The organism is Dictyobacter alpinus (assembly GCF_003967575.1).
Classification (GTDB): Bacteria; Chloroflexota; Ktedonobacteria; order Ktedonobacterales; family Ktedonobacteraceae; genus Dictyobacter; species Dictyobacter alpinus.
Genome location: NZ_BIFT01000001.1, coordinates 1,911,590 through 1,929,868, shown reverse-complemented (window position 1 = coordinate 1,929,868; position 18,279 = coordinate 1,911,590). Strand labels below are relative to the sequence as shown.

General features: G+C 47.2%; 16 protein-coding genes. 9 read left to right on the top strand and 7 right to left on the bottom strand.

What is annotated here, in order from left to right; translation table 11 throughout:
* Positions 1-100 precede the first annotated feature (100 nt).
* Together EL633_RS07555 and EL633_RS07550 are read right to left on the bottom strand one after the other, a co-directional pair.
* Positions 101-1,360, bottom strand: a complete 1,260-nt coding sequence (locus EL633_RS07555) for a glycosyltransferase family 9 protein (protein WP_126626603.1) — start codon at positions 1,358-1,360, stop codon at positions 101-103.
* Between the two features lie 315 nt (positions 1,361-1,675).
* Positions 1,676-2,290: a superoxide dismutase gene (locus EL633_RS07550; protein WP_126626602.1), complete on the bottom strand. Its 615-nt coding sequence runs from the start codon at positions 2,288-2,290 to the stop codon at positions 1,676-1,678.
* 398 nt (positions 2,291-2,688) lie between these two features.
* Between EL633_RS07550 and EL633_RS07545 the strand changes: the two genes are divergently transcribed.
* Positions 2,689-3,096 carry a response regulator gene (locus tag EL633_RS07545; RefSeq protein WP_126626601.1) on the top strand — a complete coding sequence of 136 codons (408 nt, stop codon included), beginning with the start codon at positions 2,689-2,691 and terminating at the stop codon, positions 3,094-3,096.
* A gap of 55 nt (positions 3,097-3,151) precedes the next feature.
* Here EL633_RS07545 and EL633_RS07540 read toward each other — a convergent pair whose 3' ends face one another.
* Complete coding sequence (locus tag EL633_RS07540; RefSeq protein ID WP_126626600.1) at positions 3,152-3,535, bottom strand: ArsR/SmtB family transcription factor; 384 nt, start codon at positions 3,533-3,535, stop codon at positions 3,152-3,154.
* Between the two features lie 364 nt (positions 3,536-3,899).
* On the opposite strand from EL633_RS07540, the gene EL633_RS07535 reads away from it, so the two are divergent.
* From EL633_RS07535 to EL633_RS07520, 4 genes are all read left to right on the top strand, one after another.
* Entirely contained in the window at positions 3,900-4,601 is a 702-nt protein-coding gene (locus tag EL633_RS07535) for a DUF8166 family protein (protein ID WP_126626599.1), read from the top strand.
* A gap of 15 nt (positions 4,602-4,616) precedes the next feature.
* A complete protein-coding gene (locus EL633_RS07530; protein ID WP_246039101.1) occupies positions 4,617-6,359 on the top strand; it encodes an ATP-binding protein in 1,743 nt (580 codons plus the stop codon).
* An 11-nt stretch (positions 6,360-6,370) separates the two neighbouring features.
* Complete coding sequence (locus EL633_RS07525; protein WP_126626598.1) at positions 6,371-6,739, top strand: hypothetical protein; 369 nt, start codon at positions 6,371-6,373, stop codon at positions 6,737-6,739.
* 297 nt (positions 6,740-7,036) lie between these two features.
* On the top strand, positions 7,037-8,629 hold the full coding sequence (locus EL633_RS07520; RefSeq protein ID WP_126626597.1) for a hypothetical protein: 1,593 nt from the start codon (positions 7,037-7,039) through the stop codon (positions 8,627-8,629).
* A gap of 85 nt (positions 8,630-8,714) precedes the next feature.
* Here the strand turns inward: EL633_RS07520 and EL633_RS07515 are convergent, their stop codons facing one another.
* The 4 genes from EL633_RS07515 to rplU form a co-directional block, all read right to left on the bottom strand.
* Positions 8,715-9,635, bottom strand: coding sequence for an ABC transporter permease (locus EL633_RS07515; protein ID WP_126626596.1), 921 nt, complete (start codon positions 9,633-9,635; stop codon positions 8,715-8,717).
* A complete protein-coding gene (locus EL633_RS07510; protein WP_161982018.1) occupies positions 9,632-10,615 on the bottom strand; it encodes an ABC transporter ATP-binding protein in 984 nt (327 codons plus the stop codon). The genes EL633_RS07515 and EL633_RS07510 overlap by 4 nt, the downstream gene beginning before the upstream one ends.
* A gap of 603 nt (positions 10,616-11,218) precedes the next feature.
* Positions 11,219-11,536, bottom strand: coding sequence for a 50S ribosomal protein L27 (gene rpmA, locus EL633_RS07505; RefSeq protein WP_126626594.1), 318 nt, complete (start codon positions 11,534-11,536; stop codon positions 11,219-11,221).
* A 37-nt stretch (positions 11,537-11,573) separates the two neighbouring features.
* On the bottom strand, positions 11,574-11,921 hold the full coding sequence (gene rplU / locus EL633_RS07500) for a 50S ribosomal protein L21 (RefSeq protein WP_126626593.1): 348 nt from the start codon (positions 11,919-11,921) through the stop codon (positions 11,574-11,576).
* Positions 11,922-13,359: 1,438 nt separating this feature from the next.
* On the opposite strand from rplU, the gene EL633_RS07495 reads away from it, so the two are divergent.
* The 4 genes from EL633_RS07495 (at position 13,360) to EL633_RS07480 (ending at position 18,190) form a co-directional block, all read left to right on the top strand.
* Positions 13,360-14,739: an extracellular solute-binding protein gene (locus tag EL633_RS07495; RefSeq protein WP_126626592.1), complete on the top strand. Its 1,380-nt coding sequence runs from the start codon at positions 13,360-13,362 to the stop codon at positions 14,737-14,739.
* A gap of 222 nt (positions 14,740-14,961) precedes the next feature.
* Entirely contained in the window at positions 14,962-15,828 is an 867-nt protein-coding gene (locus EL633_RS07490; RefSeq protein WP_246039100.1) for a carbohydrate ABC transporter permease, read from the top strand.
* Positions 15,829-15,857: 29 nt separating this feature from the next.
* Positions 15,858-16,766 (top strand): carbohydrate ABC transporter permease, encoded by a 909-nt coding sequence (locus EL633_RS07485; protein WP_126626590.1) that lies wholly within the window; start codon positions 15,858-15,860, stop codon positions 16,764-16,766.
* 386 nt (positions 16,767-17,152) lie between these two features.
* Positions 17,153-18,190 (top strand): aldose 1-epimerase, encoded by a 1,038-nt coding sequence (locus EL633_RS07480; protein WP_126626589.1) that lies wholly within the window; start codon positions 17,153-17,155, stop codon positions 18,188-18,190.
* The last annotated feature ends 89 nt before the right edge of the window (positions 18,191-18,279 follow it).

Here is an 18,279-nt window from a genome sequence, read left to right as displayed (position 1 = left end):
CCCAACCTTTCTCACTTCTTCTACTTCCATCCGACACAACGCGGTATCCCTAGTGTAGATCGAGTGATATATGCATGTCAATATATGACGTATAGATATTTCATAAAGAAATGCGCAAAGTTTGGTTGGCTGGTTGCTGCCGTGTGTGGTTTTTTTGTAGGTGAGGGATGGCCGTTTTATAGAGTTCGGCAGGTGGAATGCTGTCAATAATATCGGTATGACCCCAGATGACGGCCGCTTCGATTTGTTGAGTGCTATATGGATTAGGCACAATGGTGATGCCATGGTGATAGAGGGTAGAAGACCATATGTCTTTGGCGTAGACATTGCCAGGTAGGAAGGGGATGATCACCGGAATCCCCAGAGCCCCGGCAATATGTCCAGGTCCTGTATCATCTGAGAGAGCCAGGGTAGCGTGGCTGGTAAGGACAGCTAGATCGCGCAGAGTGGCGGTACTATAGATTTTGACGCGAGCATTATCCGCGACTCCCGTGAAGTCCTGTAGCCAATCGGCTATATCTGATTTTTTAAAGCCATCAGGCAGACCCTCATCAGGCCCACAGGCAATGACAAATTCCAATTTTTGGCCTGGTTGTTCCCGAGCTATGTGTTCACATAACAATTGCATAACTTCATCCCAGAGCTCATAACATTTGGCCAGCACGACGGATTGAAAGAAGCAGATAATTGTGATCGCCGCAGGATCAAGTGGATAAGCCTTTAGTTGTTGCTCATCTTCGATAGTGAGTCGGAGATGCGGTTGAATGGTTGTGCTATCCATACTAAGCTCTTTAAGGGCAAAAAGATCAGCAAGAAATGCGGCATAGCGATGTTCTGGACCACGTTGGGAGTAGTTGCGAACCCCGACACGGAACAGGTTACCCAGTATATCGATTGAGCCATGATCTGTTTGTTTGTGCGCATAATATGGCATTCCATCATGCGCCCCATGGAAATCCAGTACCAGAAGATGTGCATTATCGTGCAGGCTGGTAAGTAGAGATAAAATTGATCTGGGATCAAGTGGTGCTTCCATACCTTGCAGACTAATCTCTGGCCAGTATGCCTGCTGATAATTTTCCTCTTGAAAGAGGTCTAATGATCTCTGGTCGATCATAATCTGAACAGAGATACCTTCTTTATTCAGGACGCGCAGAAGTCGTAGGGTGCCCTCAAGCAATGCTGTTCCTACAACGCACTCACCCAGTCGGCCAGCCTTGCCGCCTAGCAAGATGACGATAGCTGTGGACCTTCTCAGGAGTTGCTGGTTATTTTGCAAACTTTCCAGCTCATGTTGTACCAGTGGATAATCCGAATTGCGCGCCAGTTCACATAGAAATGATAAATCAACTTCTCGCATACGTGAATGTGCCTATCTAGAAGTGTGTGTATTGTGATCTGGTTTAATTTGAGTTAGTGTACAAAATCGTAAGATGGGCTGTCAAGTGTAACTATTCATGTCGGCTGATGCCTACGGCATCGACAAAAATGTTCGTGTGGCTCAGCCGACACTTTTCTGCAACCCCACACGAACATTTTTGTCGATGCGAAGCAGAGCAAGGGCATTTGTGCTCGAAAAGGTCCTGAAGAGTTAAGCAAATAAAAAGAAGTAGCCGACCATCCTTAATGGAGGCCGGCTACTTCTTGTAAGAATCTATTTTAACCGTTGTGAATTTTAGAGTCCACGGGCCTGAGCATAACGCTTGGCTACGACATCCCAGTTCACAACATTCCACCAGGCACTCAAGTACTCTGGACGGCGGTTCTGATATTTCAGGTAGTATGCATGCTCCCAGACATCATTACCGAGGAGTGGGAAATTGCCATCCAGCAGAGGGCTATCCTGATTAGCGGTTGATGTAATGGCCAGGTTGCCACCTTTATCGAGAATGAGCCAGGCCCAACCGGAACCAAAGCGTTTGACACCAGCATCGTTGAAAGCATCTTTGAAAGCGCTGAAGGAACCAAATTTGGCATTGATCGCTGTTGCCAGGTCGCCGGTAGGCTCTTTACTGCCACCAGGTGTCATTGTCTCCCAGAAAGCAGTATGGTTAACATGACCACCGCCATTGTTACGGACAGCGGTACGTTTGGCCTCCGGAACCTCATTGATGCGGCGAATCACATCTTCTGCAGACAGATTGGCAAATTCATGCCCTTCAAGAGCTGCATTCAGATTGTTAACATAGGTTGCATGGTGCTTATCGTGATGCAATTGCATTGTCTGAGCGTCAATATAGGGCTCTAACGCAGCGTAGTCATACGGAAGCTTAGGAAGCTCAAAAGCCATAAAGTATCTCTCCTTACTCAAATATAATAGGAGGTCAATTCCCTCCTAATTTGACACATTGAGACCTCGATTAATCCCAATGGTAAATTCATACCGAGCTATATCGAGAGGACATAGTTCACATGTTTAGTTGTATGCGATAGAGAAGGTCATTGTCAAGCCGAAGCGCACCTTAATCCAAAAAATGCGCATAGCTTAAATGTACACCTTAATCGTATCACTATACTTATGTTAGTATACGTATCACATCAAACAAACAGAGACATCCCTTTATAGTGTAAACAAAAGAAACTATCTTTCTCAGGCAAAACATGGTATATTCTAAGTGCAATTTCGTTGAAGGCCGAAATTGCCAATAAATCTTTTTGTTGAATTTGAGCAATTATATGGAGCAATGAATGGCTCACGACGAAGCGTCAAAAATACACAATAACGAACAAACCCCATCAGGCGCAAAAATTATCTTACTGGTTGAAGATGATATCAATATAGGTGAAGTATTACAGCAAGCAATCACTCAGGAAACATCTTTTCTTGTAAGCCTGGCCCCAGATGGCTTCCAAGCCCTACAAATCATCAAGGGCATCAAACCCAACCTCTTTATTCTGGACTACCAGCTGCCAGGGATGAACGGCATTGAGCTTTACGATCAATTACATAGTATCCCGGATCTTGAGCATGTGCCCGTTTTAATGATGAGTGCTCATTTACCACGTCATGAACTTAATAAGCGTAAGATCCAGGGCATGAATAAGCCCATTGATCTGGATGAATTTTTGCAGGCCATTGAAAATCTTGTGTCATAGATAGACTTGTATGCGCTTGTAAACGGATGGGAATATGCTTGCTATCTGCCCCTGCTTATTGATCTTTCCTAAAATCATAGTCATGGTAAAGTGCTTGCAGTAAATCCTGGAAAGCCTGGACCAGTTTATGGTTGCATAGGCGATAATAGACTATATTTCCATCACGTCTTGAAGTAATCAAGCCTGTGTCCATTAATTGGCGTAAATGTTCCGACGTAGTGGCTGCCGACAATCCGATGGCTTTAGCAATCTCGCCTGACCGCATTTCTGGTATATTCGCATCATCATCATTATCATTTGATAGTGCCAGCAATTCTAAGATGTAGCGCCGACTGGTATCACAAGCGGTGGACAAAAAAGTATCTACAAACTTATCTACCTCAGGTGGTTTCCGAGGAATTTTACGCTCCTGCTCTTGATCCGAGGATGAATTTGGCATAGTTTATCCCAACCTTTCCTTTTTTAAATAGTTACCAGTATAAATATTGTAGATAATAAACTGATCATCCGAAAGAAGCAAGCTGTGAAAACGACTTCTTTTTTTGCAGAGGCTTCGCAGAGGTACCACTGTTAGCGGTAAGAAGCGCACAAAATTCAATCTCTGTGTTATAATGCCGCCAAACCATTTGTTCTAAGCGTTGTTTTTTGGGGATTGTAACATAGACCTGTCTGTTCTTTCTCGTCTGGCGGGGTCTAAACAACGCGATGCGTTAGTCATAGTGCATGCTGCTGTACGGATGTTGTGGAAAGGGATGCATTCAAAAGACTGGCTTTCTTTATAGTATCCCCCGAGAGGTTGAGTAATGAAAATCGGGAAAATAGTCAAATCAGACTCGCATATTAACTATGTCTGTCAAATTTTTGGCCCCCGTGAGGCTGATATTCAGCCCGGCCCGGCGGATTATGCCTTTGGCCGTTTTGTACGTATTGCTGTTCGTTCTGAGCGCTCGGATGATCCGGATGCGCTCTTAGATGAGGCTCTGGGACAGAGCCGTGAGCCAATTACATATGCGGTCGGTGTGATTTATGATACGATTTTGCAGAATCCTGCCTTTGGTGCCCTTGGGCCGCGCCTCTCAAATGAGACACAGGTAGAATTGTTCTCGCCCGACTACATTTCTGAAAAGGCTGTGCTGACCTATGTCATGATTTTAGGCATGATGGAGGAGCGTTCAGTGTTTGGCAGTGAGCCAGAGATCCTGTCAGTTATGCATGGTGTGCCACTGCTGTCATTGGAATTGGATAGCGAGATTGAGACCATGACGGACGAAGAGGTGCGTACCTTCCATTTCTTCGCCGATCCCGCGGGTGGTCCCGATAGTCAATCTCCATATTTGCATATGGGTTATGTTCCGCATATTATCGCGCAGCGCAGTAGCCTGCTACCCATGGTGACGTTACGCATCATTGATCAATTGGAGCGCTTATTTCCTCAGAATCTCGCGCTACTCTCCATTGTCAAACGCAACTTTGCCTGGCGACTAAAAGTGGAAACTACCGGGTAGCGGAGGTGCCCAACTATGTTAGATGAATCAATGCTGGAGTCTCCTACTCAACCCGCTTACCGTCGGCCAGTTGGTATTACGAAAGGGCCTGGCGAGGCGACCCATGAGTTTACCTTTGTGTCGCGCGATGATCAGCAGGTACTCAAAAATGGCGAATATGTCTATTATGAACTGAACGATCCCGATGTGGTTGCTTTGAACAATAACACTGGCCCAATTCCGATTCGCCGTGTGCTGGGTCGTGTCATTAAGCGTGTGCCCGTACAGCTTTATCCCGATACCTTTTTAGGTGAGCCAGAGATTCCGCCAGCCGAAGTGGCGGCGATGGTCGGCTATAATTCCCGCACCAATGAGCTCTTTGAATTGCATGTCGCAATCATGGGCTATTATGATGCTGTGACCGGCTCGTTTATCAATCCCTGGATTCCGCCCCAATCAGGTAAGCAGATTTATCTGGCGGATGATGCTATGCTGACGCAGATCTTGAGCCGCAAACAGGATATGGCGCCTGGCTCCGCCACCATTGGATCTCTTTTGACACGTGCCCCTAATGCCGTGCCGGTTGTGTTGTCGGTAAAGGACCTGGTTAGTACCCATATGGCGATTATCGCCAGCACAGGTGCTGGTAAAAGCTATCTGGCCAGTGTGGTGATTGAAGAACTGATGAAGGCCCAGAATAAGGCCTGTGTGATGATTGTTGATCCTCATGGTGAGTATGGGACGTTGGATCAGCTGGCGAATTATCCGCAGTTTTCTGAGGATAGTGATGGGAGTGGTCGTGGCTATCGAGCCCAAGTGCAGGTCTATAAACCGGATCAAGTGAAGGTGCGTATCTCAACCTTAAATATTGGTGATATGCGTCAACTGCTGCCGGAAATGACTGAGAAACAGCAATATCTGCTGAGTCGAGCCCTGCGTAAGGTCCATGAGACCAAGCGTAGCCATCCCTGGGGGGTCGCAGATCTCAAGCAGGCGATCAAGTCTGTCTCGCGCCAGAAAAACGATGAGGATAGTGAGGGAGCCGACGACTCTAGCACAGTCCATGCTTTGACCTGGCGTGTTGAGCAGCGCTTTGAGCATAGCTTCACCTTTGATGATACCCAGCATCTGGATCTACCAGAAATTTTTCGTCCAGGCCAATGTACGGTCTTGCAGTTGAATGAGATTGATGAGCGTGATCAGCAAGTGGTCGTCGCGACCCTGTTGCGCCGCCTCAACCAGGCTCGTATGGATACCGAGCGCGGCAAAGTGCATTCAGGCGAATCCTATCTGCCATATCCCGTGTTTGTATTGATAGAAGAGGCCCATCACTTTGCTCCTGGTGGTACAGAAGTTGTTTCGACGGGCATTCTCAAACAAGTGCTGGCTGAAGGACGTAAATTTGGTATTGGTGTGGGCTTGATCAGTCAGCGTCCTGGTAAACTGGATGCAGACGTATTGAGTCAGTGCCAGACACAATGTATTATGCGTATTGTAAACGAGATCGACCAGAAGAGTGTAGCCGCAGCCATCGAAGGTGTTGGCCGTGATCTGCTGAATAATTTGCCCGCGCTCTCTAAAGGTCAGGTGATTGTAGCTGGAGCGGCGGTCAATACACCAGTTATTTGTCGTGTGCGTACCCGTTACACCCAGCATGGTGGTGAAAGTAAGGATGCACCAGATCTCTGGCAGCAGTACTTCAATAAAGATACTCCGGAGAGCCGTCGTCGCTCGGATGCGCCATTAAACGGGAACCGGGGCTTTAATCTGTTACGTTAGTTCGGATGTGTATGAAAAGACTTTCGTGGTTTTCCATCGTTTCTCTGATCGCCCCACTGGCCTGGGGCGGTCTGTTTCTGTTTACCTATTTTGTCCCGCCCTCGGCCCCATTACCGATTCTGGCTTTCTTTTTGCTGCTCACTATTGCGCTACTGAGCACTTTTTTTCCATTAGCTTATTCCCTGGGCCAACGTCTCCTCTTCACCCGCCGTTATCGTGCGACTAAGCGGCAAGCCCTACGCCAGGCCATCTTGCTCTCTTTTATCGTCCTCGCCAATCTGATCCTGCTCTCCCTGCACAGCTGGAATCCCCTGACCGCACTGATCATTGTGATCGCCATGGTGCTCGTTGAGGTCCTTTTCCTCGCCCGTAAAAGATAGCCTTTTTGGAGTATTTAGTAGGAAAGTACTAATAAATTCCTCTCGGCGTTTGCACTCATTTGTGGTTGTGCTATGATCACTTTCGTGAATGTATCATTTTTAACTATTGTGTCTCAAAAATATTAAAAATAACTAGATCAGTTTCACAGTATCTCAACTGGAACTGCCTTTATTTTGAGCAGAGCCAGGCGTGACAATCTGCAAAGCGGATGGCAGTGTCATGCGGCTCTATCTTCTATCGCAGGGATGCGTCAGCACAATCACCAGGCTAATCCTGGATAGAAGAGAGTACCGCGTATGCAGATGTTTTTTAAGCAAGCACCGGATACACGCTACCGGAGCAATATTATGTCTCCCAAACGGCGTCGTTTTTCACCGTTTTTGATCCTGGGATCGTTGTTCAGCCTGATCATTATCCTGGGAGCAGGCGCTTTCCTTTTCTTGCGTCCTTCAACGCAATCACAGGCAAAAGAGACCCCTGACCAGAATATGGATTGTTCGTTGATCGTGCCACCAAATCCCTTGACGGCCGCAGGTCTGGCCACGCCATATCAACTGGTCGCTACCAAACGGGGCAAGGGTAAATGTCATGAAGATCGTGTCAAGCAGGCTGCCTTTGTTCAGGGGGCTATCTTTGATCCTCAAACCAACCAGATCTCTATTTACAACCCACTGGTGGTGGACCGTGGTGATCGGCCAGCGATTGCTCCGGTGGTGCCTAAACTTCCTCAGGGAGCCGTCGTTGGACTCTGGTTTGGCTTTAATGGCGAGAACCTGACGCTTAAAGGCGATACCCAGAATTTAGCGGCCAGTAATTGTGTTAATGGCCTGGGTAAATCGGTGTTTGGTCAGTTCGCCTATTGTAATGCACCACAATTTTTTAGTGCCGCCAACCAGGCCATTAGCGCTGGTAAGCTAACTGTACCAGGAATCGGTATGGCTAATGACGGGATGACCTGCCCTACGGTACGAGACTTCGGTTTAATCGATATGGACCAGAGCGATAACGTAAATTCTGAATACCTGATAGACCAGAACACCGGTCGTATGGCTCAGAATACTGCAGCCAACGCTGCTAAGTTGACAGCCGCAAAACTTCAAGTGAATGGGAGTGATAATCGCCTGCTCTCGCTCGGATTGGATAGCGCCCTCAATTGTACATCCTGGTCCGCCCCCGATCTGGCGAATCCTGGTCACAATGTCACCGCCTTACCGTTGAATGAGTTACAGGCTGCCGCCCATCAGGCTGCTCCGATGGCTCTGGTGCCAGCCGGGGATCCTATGGCTAAAGTAGATGATAAACTGAGCCTGAGCAAACTCAATCTCTATCGCGCAGGCGTTAATCAGCCACAGGTAGGAAGTACTGCGGAAGCAGATACCAGCACCTATTGTCAGAATTTTCTCGACAATGCTCCTGCACGCATCTTCGCTGATCGCAGCTTTACCGTCGTCAAGCCTTCGGCAGATGTAGCTGTAGCGAACAATCTCTTTAGCTTTCTGGCACAGCGCTTCAATGGTAGCTGGGGTGAGAATGGCTTGAATTGTCAGACATTGCTAAAGTTAAAAAGTCCAATCAAGCTGCGCACGCAAGGCAATATCACCGTGAATGCATCTCTGGGTGTGGCTAAACCGGTAAAAAAACAGCAGCAAGACAAACAGACTAAGCAGGAAAACGGCCAGAAGGCTGGTAATAACACGCAAAACCAGCAGCATACTGGCAAGAACGGAAACAATCAACAGAACGCTGATAATAATACCCGGAATCAGCAGAACACTGGTAACAACAACCAGAATCAACAGAATGTAAATAAGAACATAAACAACCAGCAGCACACTGGTAATAGTAATCAGGATCAGAAAAGCAAAGCTAAAATGAGTTTTTCCTTTTAGATCTATTGAAAAAAGCACGATGGCCGGCTCGGTTTAGACTAAGTGGCCATCGTGCTTTTTTGTTGGGCATTTCGCAGGAACCAGTTTACTCTTTAATATCGCGTCTCCAGGTAAGAACCACTGAGACTACCAGGAAGAAAGCGGCATATACCAGCGCGACCCAGAGTGTGTGGGCACCATCTACCTTGACCAGAGGAGCAATACCCGCGCTATTAAAGCCTAGCTTTGCGGGTAGAACCTGGGCGGCCATGGTATTTAAGTTAGGGCCAAGGAAGTAGGCGGTGACATTTTTCCAGAAGTCGTTTTTGGTAATCAGATAGGCCAGCTGTAAAAATTGCGCGCCGATATTGTCGACCGGAAACCAGGCCAGGCCGGCGCTTAAGCCGATGGTTAATGAGCGACCCAGCATGCTAAAGGCGGTACCTAACAGAATGGTGACTGCCGCACTGACCAGTACGGTAAGTGTATAGGTGCCGGTATCGGCCCAGAATTGTCCGGTGAGGGCTTTAAACGCATCTAGATTGCCAGCTTTAGCCAGCAGGAGGATGCAAATACAGATGACCACCACCACAGCACTCAGGAGCATTACCAGCAGGGCCGCAATCGCGACACTGGTCACCTTGGCTGCCAGCAAGGTTAATTTACCAACGCCACGTGCTACCAGGATACGGATCGTGCCCATCTGATATTCAAGTCCGATCACATAGGCCACCAGGACTAGGAAGTAGAGGCCAGTAAAAATTCGGATCAGAGCCAGGCCGTTATTCATCTCTGAATACATAATATCCAGTGGATGCTGAGCGATGGTTTCGTTAAAGTTGCCATTTGTCAACAAGCGTATTAACATCCCTGCGCTGATGAAGAGTAGCACCAGAACGAGTGGAATCCAAGTGGACCAGCGGCGCGACATCTTTAATAATTCGCCGCGTACAATACCAAAAAAGCTCTGGGTAGAGGCGCGTAATTGTGCTCTTTCTGCCTCGCTCGTTACGATTGCTGTACTCAATGTATCTCTCCTGAGTCGCTATGGGTTAATTCAAGGAAGATCTTCTCCAGATCTTTTGTGGCTGGTGTTAAGGTATCTGGCACAAAGCCTGCCTGCACCAGGAAAAGATTGAGGTTGCGTCCCAGACCATCAGGTGCCAGGGTGACCAGTGCTCCTTCGGCATTTATCTGTGCCTCTTTACCCCATGGCTGACGCTGGACCAATGCCAGAGCCTCCTGGGCCTTTTCCAGGTGTACACTGAATTCGCCCTCTCCCTTGATGAGATTCTCAATCGTGGTCTCTTTGACTAGTGAGCCCTGCGCAATGATCGCCACGCGGCTACAGATCTGTTGTACCTCTGTGAGTAGATGGCTTGAAATCAGGACCGTCTTGCCTTCTGATGAGAGGCGATGCATCAGATCGCGCATCTCAACAATACCCGCTGGATCCAGTCCATTAGCTGGTTCATCGAGGATGACCAGGTCTGGATCCTGTAGCAATGAGACGGCGATACCAAGGCGCTGCTTCATACCGAGAGAATAGGTACGCACTCGATCCTTCTGGCGGCCGGTCAATCCAACCAGTTCCAGGATCTCATCAATACGGTGGTTAGAGACGCCGCCCAGCACAGAACCAACGGCCCGCAGATTATCGCGGCCAGACATGTAGAGATAGAGAGCAGGAGTTTCAATCAATGCACCAACGCGTGGCAGAACAGTAGCGCGATGACTAGAAAGATCCCGTCCCAGAATCTGGATATCGCCTGAAGTCGGTGTGATTAATCCCAATACCATACGGATCGTTGTCGTTTTTCCTGCCCCATTAGGACCCAGGAAGCCAAAGACGTCACCTTTATGGAGTTCAAGACTCAAGTTATTGACAGCCATACGCTGTCCATATTGTTTGCTAAGATTATTGATTCTAAGCACAACCTCATCTGAACGTTGCGCACCTATACGGGTAGCCTGTGTTTCTGGCTCTGTAAGAGGCCGATACACCATATGTTCTACCATTCCTTCCGCAATAACGAGTTGTAACATATTGAATAGAGCTAGATGTGCCCGCGACGGAAGCGGGATTGCAAGGGAACATCCCTCGAACCCCGGCAAGGGGCAGCCAGCCCCTTGCCGGGGTTCGAGGGATGTTCCCTTGTTTCTCATCTTCTCCCGCGCGCCGCAGGTGTAATATAGCAGTGAAAACACATAAACATCGCATTAATTAAAAGTGCAATAAAATATAAAAGGATTTAAATGTTTACCTGCTTTCAAGAACGAATTATAACCCCATTTTGTCTTGGATATGTTACATACTTGTCGCAAAATTGTCTCAGCCCATAAATACTCATAAATAGTAACTATTCAGACCTGTCAATGTCGCAGGCATCGACCAAAAGTTAAGAAGATGTGGCAGAAAAGTGGCGGATGAGCCGCCACTTTTCTGCCACATCTTCTTAACTTTTTTTGCTCTGCGCAGCAGAGCAAGAGCATTTATGCTGAAAAGGTCCTGAATAATTCCCATAAATATGAGAGACAGGCATCAAAAAAAGAGTGGTTTTCTTTTTTGAAAAAGAAAACCACTCTTTTTTTGATGCTTAGAATACTGTTTTATTCGGCGATCGCGGCTACCTCTTGACCTGCAAGCAGTTCAGCGATAGAAGGGCGATCGGGGAACTCGCTAACGATGCTCACCGAGCGGCGATCGCGGGTCGCATGACCGAATTTCACATAGCCATGTGTGAGTGCGAACAGAGTATGATCGCGGCCAAGGCCAACATTAACGCCCGGGCGGATCTTGGTGCCACGCTGACGTACAATGATGCTGCCAGCTGTAACTAACTGACCATCAAAGCGTTTGACGCCCAGCATTTTAGGTTTGCTATCTCGACCATTACGAGAGCTACCCATACCTTTTTTATGTGCCATGAAAGAATTCCTCCGTTATGTACGGCTCAAGGCCTTACTACTTATCTTTCTTGTCTGAAACCAGGCTCTTGCCCTCAGCAAGAATATCATCAATCCGCAGAACAGTAAGTTCCTGGCGATGACCACGGCGATGGCGGTAGCGCTTCTTAGATTTGTACTTGAAGACAATCAATTTCTCGCCACGGGAATGGCGCTCGACGGTTGCCAGTACCTCTGCTTTGTCAATGAAAGGGGCACCAACAAAAGTTTTATCGCCGCCACCGATTAATAAGACCTCGCCGATGCGAAGCTGGGCACCATCTTCGACTGCAAGTCGGTTTACTTCAAGCTTCTCGCCTACGGAAACCTTGTATTGCCGTCCACCACTTTTGATAATTGCAAACATGCTGTTTTCTCCTTATAAAATCCCTACGCATAGATTCAGGAGGATACGTAGGAGGCATGGGTGGTTCGCCGTCCTGAACAGTTCCTTGGTCCTGAATGCTCTCTTATGTTTTTTGCTCAAAAGATGCGTCTAGCCGAAGCTGACATGCTAGCACAGTAGATATATGTGCCATTCAGCGTAGGGGGCTGACCCACACATACGGTGTGTCGCTCTTGAGGGTGATTGCGCGTTTAGACATAGTGATACCTTCGTCATTTGCGCCACCCTATGATAGCAGCGATTAACTGCACTGTCAAGTTACGCCTGTTGTCAGCAGGGCTTTTTAATTTTCAGCCGGGAATAACTGTCAGGCAAATCATATACAGAGTATTTCTGGTGTGGTGTGTGTTCTGTGGGCGGCCGCGGCCGCCCACAGAACACACACCACACCAGACTCCGGCGCCGTAGGCGCCAGGAAGAGGAAAATTAAAAAGCCCTGTGTTGCCAGGGTGCCATGCATTTTTTTGCAGGCGCAGCCATAGACCCATCCCCGCATACATCTCACATCACGATAGGTCATCCCCAACATGATCATGATGAGGGACGTTCATGTGGGGCGAGGAGACGGCAATCCCCTTGCGGGTTGCCGTCTCCTCGCCCTATGTCAAAGCACCTGTTTACGATCATGATCGGCGTCTCCTCGCCCTGTGTCAAAGTACCTGAGCATGTCCACGATGTATGCATGTCGTTGTAGAAAGATGAATGACACCCACGTTTTGCTAAACTTTTTTGTCATAAACATCCACTTCAAATCGTCTTAGTGATAAGCTGACAAAACATTGTTAAAATTGATTTACAAATGTATACACAATAATGGGAATCCTTTGTGAGATTATTGTGTATATAGCCGTATATCATTGTGTGATATGTAGTCGGACTGTATTTTTCAATAAAGACTACGCCTCAGCGTTTAATGAGGGTGAAAATTCGCCAATTCTTTATGAAATACTGTTTGCTTCATATTGACAAAAAGTAATTTTTCAGTTATAAATTTCCCATACACGTTTTCTAGAATGCATGGTATGTACGTAACTACTTGATAGCATTTTAGGAAAAGTCAGGTCGTGTGTGCACTTGTACTTCAATGTTGTTGACTTACACACCGACAAATTGTTTTCGAATTGATAGTTGACCATACTACACATGGAATCGCTTACAAGGCTTTTCCTGGAAACCGAGTTACTCTGTGATTGTAGTTACAGGACTACTTCCATTTCTAGCTATAGGCAACTCGTGTTTCAAAGGAGTTTGACATCTGAGTTGTAGCTCAGATGTATTTTTATACTCTTATATGTCAACATTATCGTTTGTATCTCTATCTTAATCCTGGTATCAGTTGGATGCTTTTTCAGCATCAGCGTGTCTTAGTTCCAAAGGTGGAATAAAGGAAGGTATCATCATGGAGAATCCTCAAGAAAACCTCGTTCACGACTTTTTGGCTGGTAGAATTGGGCGACGTGCATTTGTGGGTCGAGCAGTAGCCCTCGGTGTTTCCCTGGCAAGTGTTGAGGCCTTTGTTGCAGCTTGTGGAGGCGACTCTGGCAGTGGTGGCAGTTCAGCTTCGATTAAGTGGTCGAACTGGGCTAACACTGGTGAATTAGCACGTTTTAAAGCGTTCACCGAAAAATACAACAAAGATCATAAAACGAATGTTCGCTACGATTACGTTCCCTCCGCCAATAACAACTATTTTACCAAAATCACAACCTCATTGAATGGCGGCGTAGCTCCTGACGCGTTTTATGTTGGTGATGGCGACATTGCGAAATTGGTTGCTAACAAGACCGTAATGGAGCTGAATAGCCTGCTTTCCAGTTCGAAGAGTAAAGCGAAGGCAGATGACTACCTGCCTGGACTCTGGGGTGCGGCAAAGACAAAGAGCGGAAAGATTTATGGTGTTCCCGTTGACTGTAATCCTTTGGTGCTCTGGTTCAACAAAAAGGTTTTGAATGATGCTGGTATCAAGACCCTGCCTACTGACCTGTATGAACAGGGTAAGTGGACACGGCCGGCCTTCCAGGAGATGATCGAGAAGATCCATGCAAATGGTAAACAGGGCTTTATCCTCGAGGCCTGGTCGCTCCAGTTCTATGCATGGTGTACCACTCAAGGTGGTAAGATCTATGACCAGGATGGTTATGGAAACTTTATCGCTCAGGATGATCCCAAGTCATTAGAAGCCTTTAAGTGGATGGCCGACCAGATCAAGAAGAAAACTATGATTTATGCTGGTAGTCTGCCAAAGGGTCAGGGTTCTGATCTGGCCTTTATTGGTAACCAGGTTGGCTTTATCTCGGTTGGTCGTTGGGATCTGCCAGAATTTAAGACCGCATCTGGCTTACAGTATGACTGTGTACCTTTCCCTTCTTCGACCGGTACCATTGCTCCTGCTCCAGTAGCACTGGCATATATGGTCATCAACAAGAAGACCAAGCTTCAGGATCAAGCCTTTGATTTCTTGACCAACTATGTATCAGCTGAAGGCCAAACATTCCGCCTCAGTGGTGGTGGTAATGCTGTCCCTTCGATCAAGTCAGCGGATACTGAGAAAGTAGTCACCGAAGGAAATCTCCCCGCCCACGCGAAATATCTGCTTGACGCGCGTAACATTGGTTATGGTCTCTTCCCGGCTGAAGGTAGTGCGGCAGCTCTATCTGATGACATCAAGACTGCATTAGAGCCAGTCTGGTTACAAGGAAAAGACATCACGACCGCGCTAGCTGGCGTTGCTACTATGGCTAATCCCCGCATTAAGGCTGGCCAGGAGAAATTGGATTAGTCTTTCTAGTTTGTTTTCAAGCGATACATATTCCTCGTAAAGGTGGCAGGGAAAGTAGCTCAATGCCGAGTCTATTTTCTCTGACCATCTTCGCTAAAGGCTGCATTTCCTCGCAGTCTTTTTGAAAACACAGGGGTTAAGGTACGAGATATGGAATATCAAGTTAGCTCTCTCGGGGGTGTGAAACAGAAAACATCGAAAAATAACCAGCAAAGAAGAAAGATGAGTGATGCTCTTTGGGGCTATTTCTTCATTTTACCTCAAATTGTTGGACTGGTTGTTTTCGCGCTGTATCCCCTCGTTTCTGTCTTCATTTATAGTGTCAATAACTGGGATGGTCTGGGCCCGATGTCGTTTGTGGGTCTACAGAACTACGTTGATCAGTTCAACAGTCCTGATCTGCGCACTGCCCTGGTTAATACCCTCTATTACACGATACTAACCGTACCGGGTGGCCTCATTGCGTCATTGTTAGTAGCGCTGGGTCTCAATAATGTGCGTGGTAAAACAATTTATCGCGTCATCTACTTTATGCCGGTTGTTACCAGTAGTGTGGCGATTGCGGTTATGTGGGGCTGGTTGTTGAATACCGATTATGGTTTGATCAATGTGCTCCTCAAGAACTGGTTCCATGTCGCAGGACCAGGATGGTTGACGGATTCCCATTATGTTCTGCCAGCTATCGCGTTGCTAAGCATCTGGGGTGGTCTGGGTTTTAACATGATCATCTTCCTTGCAGGCCTTCAGGGAATTCCAGCCACATATGCTGAAGCCGCCCGCATTGATGGGGCCAATCGTTTTCAGCTCTTCTGGCGTATTACATTGCCCATGCTTACTCCAACCATTTTCTTTACCAGTGTGCTTTCCGTTATCACATCTTTCCAGGTTTTTGATCAGGCATTTGTGTTGACTGGGGGTGGTCCAGGTAAAGATAGTTATACGATTGTGTATCACATCTATCACCTGGGTTTTGAGACCTCGCAGTTTGGCTCAGCCAGTTCGGCTGCGGTGATCCTGTTCTTAATCTTAATGGTCCTGACAATGGGACAACTCTGGTTCCAGCGCCGCTGGGTTACCTATGATGTATAGACACGAGTGTAAGAAATAGGAGTACGCAGATGTTACAAGAAACAGTCAACACTGAAACGGCTGCCATCCCTCATGTAGTTCAGACAGAGAAAGCGCCTGAAGAAAAGGTTAGCGCTGGTAATCGTGCTTTTACCATTATCCTTCATACTCTGCTGACAATCGGGGCGCTAATCATGGTGTCCCCCTTCATCTGGATGTTATTGACCTCCTTAAAAGATACCAGCCAGGCGTTTAGCGATCCCCCCACCTGGATCCCCAATCCTTTTGTCTGGAGTAACTATCCAGATTCATTGAGCGCTTTGCCCTTTAACCTGGCTTACTTTAACAGCATCTACATTGCGTTAGTTGTGGTTGCATGTCAATTGCTGACCTGCTCGATGGCCGGTTATGCATTTGCCCGTATCCAATTTCCAGGCCGGAACATTATCTTTGTATTGTTCCTGGCTACCATGATGATTCCGTTCCAGTTAACAATTATCCCCATCTTTATCACCATGCGTAACCTGGGCTGGCTGGATTCGCATCTGGCGCTGATTGTGCCACCGGCTCTGTTTAGTGCCTTTGGTGTCTTCTTGATGCGACAGTTCGTAATGGGTATTCCGCCCGAGCTGGAAGAGGCGGCTATTGTAGATGGCGCGAATCGTTGGACGATTTATTTACGCGTTATCCTTCCTCTGCTGCGTGCCCCATTATCCGCGCTGGGTATCTTTTCGTTCCTGGGCCAGTGGAACAGTTTCTTTATTCCACTGATCATGCTCAACTCCTCCGAAAAATTCACGGTGCCCCTGATGCTTAATCAGTTCCGTGGTCAGTATGCGACCGAATGGACGATGGTTATGGCTGGTTCAGTAATTGCGGTCCTGCCAGTCTTGATTGTGTATATCATTGCACAACGTCATATCATCCAGGGTATCGCCATGACCGGCTTAAAATCGTAAGTGCAGTCGTTCACATTAAAAAAGGTGCTCCTAGAAAAAATAGGAGCGCCTTTTTTTAATGCTTAGCATCAGGGAGCGCCTTTTTTTAATGCTTAGCACCAGGGAGCGCCTTTTTTTAATGCTTAGCACCAGGGAACGCCTTTTTTAATGCTTAGCATCCGGGAGCACCTTTTTTATACGCAGTGTGTTTTGTCGAATGGTGCGCAACGCGCACCATTCGACAAAACACACCAAAAGAAGTCTGGGCACTTTAGTGCCCGCGTGTGGACAAGTGCCATGTTCCTATACATATAATCACAGGAGCCAGACACAACCTGAACTTAGGATGAGAGTGATAAGATATAGATAATTCGACGACAATTTAATGAATTTGTGAGGATTATTCTATGACGATAGAACATCAACAAGGAGCTTTTGCGGCCGAAATCAGCCAGGACCCTGAGCTCGCTTCAATCATCTTGTCACTTTCATATGAGGATGCCCAAGATTCTGCTAAGAGTATGAGTATTAGCGTGGCTCCTGATTTGGGAAGCAACCTGTTTCGTTTTCGTGTTGGTGAACATGAGGTTATCTATTGTGACCGTGATGTGCTGAAGCAGATGAGCTTTACCGGCGATTTTGTGCTCTGGCCTTTCCCTAATCGTGTACGTGATCGGCGCTATTCTTTTGCGGGCCAGGACTATTCTCTGGAGGATATTAAACGTCCACAGGGCAATTATGTTCTGGTTCATGGTCTGGTCTTTGATCGAGCATGGCAGTATGAGCAGCCTGTTGTCCATCCTGATTCTGTAAGTGTGACTACATATGTTGACATTAGCAGGGAAAGCGATCATGACTATGCGGCCTATCCATTTGATAGCCGTTTGTCTTTGACCTACCGCCTGACCCGCGAAGGCGTACAGATCACATATGAGGTCCAGAATAAAGGGACGAAGGTTTTACCCTTTGGTTTTGCCTTGCATCCTTATTTTTCGCTGCTCTCAGGTAAACAGGATACCTATGTCAGTATTCCTGCGGCCACAGTGATGGAGGCTGATGAGGAACTGCTGCCAACGGGACGGCTGCTGGATGTGAATAGTACGATGTATGCAATGTTCGATCTACGTCAGCCTGTGGCGGTCGGTGCTTTGAAATTGGATCATGTGTATACGAACTTACAACCTGGTGTGCCTGCTGTCATCGATTATCGGCAACAAGGGATACAATTGCGCATCTCCACGACCGACGATTTTACCCATACCGTAATCTATACCGCCACGGCGCAGGATCCTTTTTTCTGTCTTGAGCATCAGACCTGCTCGACCGATGCGATTAATCTTCATAATCAAGGGGAAGAGGGCAAAAAAATGGCTCATCTCCTCGAATTAAATCCTGGTGATACCTATCGTGGTACCCTCAATTACCAGATAAGCTTCCAGCGATAATACCTCAACGTCCGGGCTTATTTCCAATGTGTTTGGCATGAGTTACCCCGAATTTGAAGAACTGGCGTTTGATTCTCCTCAATGCGCCT

Bases quoted from the DNA above. Each gene is read 5' to 3' on its own strand.
- EL633_RS07555 (WP_126626603.1), bottom strand. From the start codon at position 1,360: ATGCGAGAAGTTGATTTATCATTTCTATGTGAACTGGCGCGCAATTCG.
- EL633_RS07550 (WP_126626602.1), bottom strand. From the start codon at position 2,290: ATGGCTTTTGAGCTTCCTAAGCTTCCGTATGACTACGCTGCGTTAGAG.
- EL633_RS07545 (WP_126626601.1), top strand. From the start codon at position 2,689: ATGGCTCACGACGAAGCGTCAAAAATACACAATAACGAACAAACCCCA.
- EL633_RS07540 (WP_126626600.1), bottom strand. From the start codon at position 3,535: ATGCCAAATTCATCCTCGGATCAAGAGCAGGAGCGTAAAATTCCTCGG.
- EL633_RS07535 (WP_126626599.1), top strand. From the start codon at position 3,900: ATGAAAATCGGGAAAATAGTCAAATCAGACTCGCATATTAACTATGTC.
- EL633_RS07530 (WP_246039101.1), top strand. From the start codon at position 4,617: ATGTTAGATGAATCAATGCTGGAGTCTCCTACTCAACCCGCTTACCGT.
- EL633_RS07525 (WP_126626598.1), top strand. From the start codon at position 6,371: ATGAAAAGACTTTCGTGGTTTTCCATCGTTTCTCTGATCGCCCCACTG.
- EL633_RS07520 (WP_126626597.1), top strand. From the start codon at position 7,037: ATGCAGATGTTTTTTAAGCAAGCACCGGATACACGCTACCGGAGCAAT.
- EL633_RS07510 (WP_161982018.1), bottom strand. From the start codon at position 10,615: ATGGTGTATCGGCCTCTTACAGAGCCAGAAACACAGGCTACCCGTATA.
- rpmA (WP_126626594.1), bottom strand. From the start codon at position 11,536: ATGGCACATAAAAAAGGTATGGGTAGCTCTCGTAATGGTCGAGATAGC.
- rplU (WP_126626593.1), bottom strand. From the start codon at position 11,921: ATGTTTGCAATTATCAAAAGTGGTGGACGGCAATACAAGGTTTCCGTA.
- EL633_RS07495 (WP_126626592.1), top strand. From the start codon at position 13,360: ATGGAGAATCCTCAAGAAAACCTCGTTCACGACTTTTTGGCTGGTAGA.
- EL633_RS07490 (WP_246039100.1), top strand. From the start codon at position 14,962: ATGAGTGATGCTCTTTGGGGCTATTTCTTCATTTTACCTCAAATTGTT.
- EL633_RS07485 (WP_126626590.1), top strand. From the start codon at position 15,858: ATGTTACAAGAAACAGTCAACACTGAAACGGCTGCCATCCCTCATGTA.
- EL633_RS07480 (WP_126626589.1), top strand. From the start codon at position 17,153: ATGACGATAGAACATCAACAAGGAGCTTTTGCGGCCGAAATCAGCCAG.